This is a genomic window from Christensenella sp. (genome assembly GCF_034927525.1).
Taxonomy (GTDB): Bacteria; Bacillota; Clostridia; order Christensenellales; family Christensenellaceae; genus Christensenella.
The window spans coordinates 1-3,400 of record NZ_JAYFPU010000223.1 but is presented as its reverse complement, the minus strand read 5'-3'; the positions used below and the strand labels follow the sequence as shown (position 1 = coordinate 3,400).

4 protein-coding genes are annotated in these 3,400 nt (G+C 50.3%); all 4 read left to right on the top strand.

Annotation, left to right across the window (positions count from 1 at the left end; translation table 11 throughout):
* A partial coding sequence (locus VB081_RS09305) for a hypothetical protein (protein WP_323400543.1) occupies positions 1–189 on the top strand: 189 nt, incomplete at its 5' end.
* Between the two features lie 80 nt (positions 190–269).
* On the top strand, positions 270–1,310 hold the full coding sequence (gene argC / locus VB081_RS09300) for an N-acetyl-gamma-glutamyl-phosphate reductase (RefSeq protein ID WP_323400542.1): 1,041 nt from the start codon (positions 270–272) through the stop codon (positions 1,308–1,310).
* A gap of 126 nt (positions 1,311–1,436) precedes the next feature.
* Positions 1,437–2,315, top strand: coding sequence for an acetylglutamate kinase (argB, locus tag VB081_RS09295; RefSeq protein WP_331676022.1), 879 nt, complete (start codon positions 1,437–1,439; stop codon positions 2,313–2,315).
* A gap of 12 nt (positions 2,316–2,327) precedes the next feature.
* On the top strand, positions 2,328–3,400 hold a 1,073-nt coding region (locus VB081_RS09290; protein ID WP_323400541.1), incomplete at its 3' end, for an acetylornithine/succinylornithine family transaminase.

Here is a 3,400-nt window from a genome sequence, read left to right as displayed (position 1 = left end):
GATCCCGACTGGATCAAAAATACATTTGGGGAGCAAGAAGCATGCCGTCTTGAAGCCGCAATTAAGGTGCGCCGCGATACTTCCCTGTCCGAAATCAAGCGTTCCATGAAGCTTTTCGCCATCTTTGGCAGTATCATTGCGGTTATTGTGTCTGGAATCATCGCCGCATCATATTTCGGCGGATGGTAAACTTCCTGCAAAATCGCTATTGCATAATTATTCATTTCAATGTATAATTATGTAGAATCAAACACAAGGAGCATAAAACCATGATAAACGTAAGCATCATCGGCGCAACGGGATATGTAGGCGCGGAGCTCATACGCCTTCTAAACCAGCATCCCCACGTCAACATAACAGTAGCAGTATCCAAAAACTTTGCAAATAAGACACTTGATGAGATATATGCAAACTTCATCCCCGCAAAAACGATCGTTCTTTCCGATCTTGATATCGAGTCCATCGCCAAGCATTCAGATTATGCATTTTTATGCCTTCCACACGGCCAGTCGCTTGCTGCCGCGCCTGGGCTTTTAGCAGCGGGACTCAAGTTGATCGATTTGTCCGGTGACTTCCGTTACGACGATACGGACGTCTACGAAAAATGGTACGCCCTGCCCCATACAGCAAAAGAGGAAAACGCGCAGGCTGTCTACGGCTTGAGCGAATACTATAAAAAAGAAATCGAAAATACGAGTTTTACCTCAAACCCGGGCTGCTATACGACGACGAGTATCCTTGCCTTAGCGCCGCTCCTGAAAAACGGCCTCATCAAAACGGACGGTATCGTCATCGATGCCAAATCCGGCGTGACAGGCGCGGGCAGGAAAGAATCCCTTGCCTTTTCCTATTGCGAGACAGCGGACAACTTTAAGGCTTATTCGGTGGCAAACCACCGCCATACGTCAGAGATCGAGGAGCAACTCACAAAGCTTTCCGGAAGCGACATCACTCTGCTGTTCACGCCTCACCTTTTGCCCGTAAAACGCGGTATTCTAGCTACAATTTATGCGGAGCTTTCCAATCATGCGGATGAAGCGTCCGTTGCACAGGCTTACGCGGACGCATACGGCGGCAAGCCCTTTACGCATGTGCTCTCCTGTGGCAAGCTGCCGGAGCTAAAATATGTGGTAGGCTCTAACAATTGTATGATCGGCTACGAGTTCTCTCCCCGCACGGGGCGCATCGTCGTCGTATCGTGTACGGACAACCTGATAAAAGGCGCCGCCGGACAGGCGATCCAGAACTTCAACATCATGAACGGTCTAGACGAAACGACAGGCCTGCCGCAAGTGGCTTGGTATCTCTGATTTGCGCTCACGTTGTTTTGCTTCGCGTTCCCGCTTGCACATCGTCCCTTTAGGGAAACCGATTTGTTCCTGACGAACATAGTTAGCAAGAAATAATACAAAGGAAAGATGAAGGAATACATAACCATGGAAGATTTTAAGATGGAACAATATTTGAACCGGGCAAACATGCTCATAGAGGCACTGCCCTACATCCAGCGCCTGTTTGGCAAGACCATCGTCATCAAGTACGGCGGCGCCGCCATGCTCAACGAAGACCTCACGCAAAAGATTTTAGAGGATGTGACGCTCTTAAAATTTGTGGGCATGAACCCCATCTTAGTGCATGGCGGCGGTCCCGACATCAACAATATGCTAAAAGCTTTGAAGATCGAGCCAAAGTTCATCGACGGCCTGCGTGTCACAGACGATGCAACCATGGAAGTCGTGCAAATGGTGCTGACGGGTAAGATCAACAAAGAAATTGTTGCCAAGCTGAACGGCATGGGTGCTTCGGCGATCGGCCTATGCGGTATTGACGGCAATATCCTAAAGGCAGTCAAAGCCCCGCCGAAAAACGGTATCGATCTCGGCAATGTGGGCAAGATCACGTCCATCAATACGACGCTGCTGCAGACGCTCGCGCACGACCAATATATCCCGGTCATCGCGCCGGTGGGCACAGGCGATCACGGCGAAAGCTACAACATCAATGCCGATACGGTTGCAGGTGAAATCGCCACAGCTTTGCAGGCAGAAAAGCTTATTTTCCTAACGGATACGGATGGCATCCGTACCAACGAAAATGATCCCGAATCTCTCTTGTATGTAGCGTCCAAAACAGATATACTTAATATGATCGAAGACGGAAAGATCACGGGCGGTATGCTGCCCAAGGTAAACGGCTGTTTGACCGCTTTAGAGCACGGGGTCAAACGCGCGCATATCTTAAACGGCACGATTCCCCACCCGATCATACTGGAGATCTTCACCGATTCGGGCATCGGTACGATGGTTACCGGCTAATTAGGAGCTTTGATGAACTACGACGAATTAAAACAACTGGACAAGCAATATTATATGGAAGTGTTCGGCGAGCGTATGCCCGCCGTATTCACGCACGGCAAAGGCGCGAAGCTCTACGATGAAGGCGGCAAGGCATATACGGATTTCCTCGCCGGCATCGCGGTCAATTGCCTTGGCTATTCTGACGAGGGCTTCAAATCCGCTTTAAAAGAGCAGGTAGATTCCCTCATCCATACCTGTAATTATTTTTACAACGAACCGCAGACCCGTCTTGCGCAACTGTTGTGTGAAAAGACGGGCTACGCGCGAGTGTTCTTCGGCAATAGCGGCGCAGAGGCAAATGAGTGTGCCTTAAAACTTGCCAAAAAATATACCTATACCAAAGGAAGCAGTTCCGAACACTTTGTGGCTTTAAAGCAAAGCTTTCACGGGCGGACATTAGCGACCCTCAGCGCGACCGGACAGGAGAAGTTCCGCATCCCCTTTCGCCCCATGATTTACGATTTTACCTATATCGACGCAAACGATACAGATGCCGCAAAAGCCGCTATATCAGCGGATGTCTGCGGTGTAATATTAGAAGTAATACAGGGCGAAAGCGGCGTACTTCCGCTTGAAAAAGAGTTTGTTTTCGCTGTGCGCAGCTTGTGCGATACCTACGACGTTCCCCTCATCATCGACGAGGTACAGACCGGTATGGGACGCACGGGCAAGTTACTTGCGCAGGAGCATTACAACGTCAAAGCAGATATCATCACGCTTGCCAAAGCCCTTGGCAGCGGCGTGCCCATCGGCGCATGCCTCGCAAACGAAAAGCTTGCGGCGGCGTTTTCGGCGGGCGACCACGGCTCCACGTTCGGCGGCAATCCGCTTGCGTGCGCGGCGGGATGTTACGTTACGCAAAAGATTGACAGTGCGATGCTTGCGCATATCGTACAAACAGGCGCATATTTCAAAGAAAAGCTTACGTTTCTCATGAAGCAGCTTCCGCAATCCATTATGGATGTACGCGGCGAAGGCTTCATGCTGGGCGCGGAGCTAAGTGAAGAGCACGACGCACACGCATTGCAGCGCAAGCTGTTAAA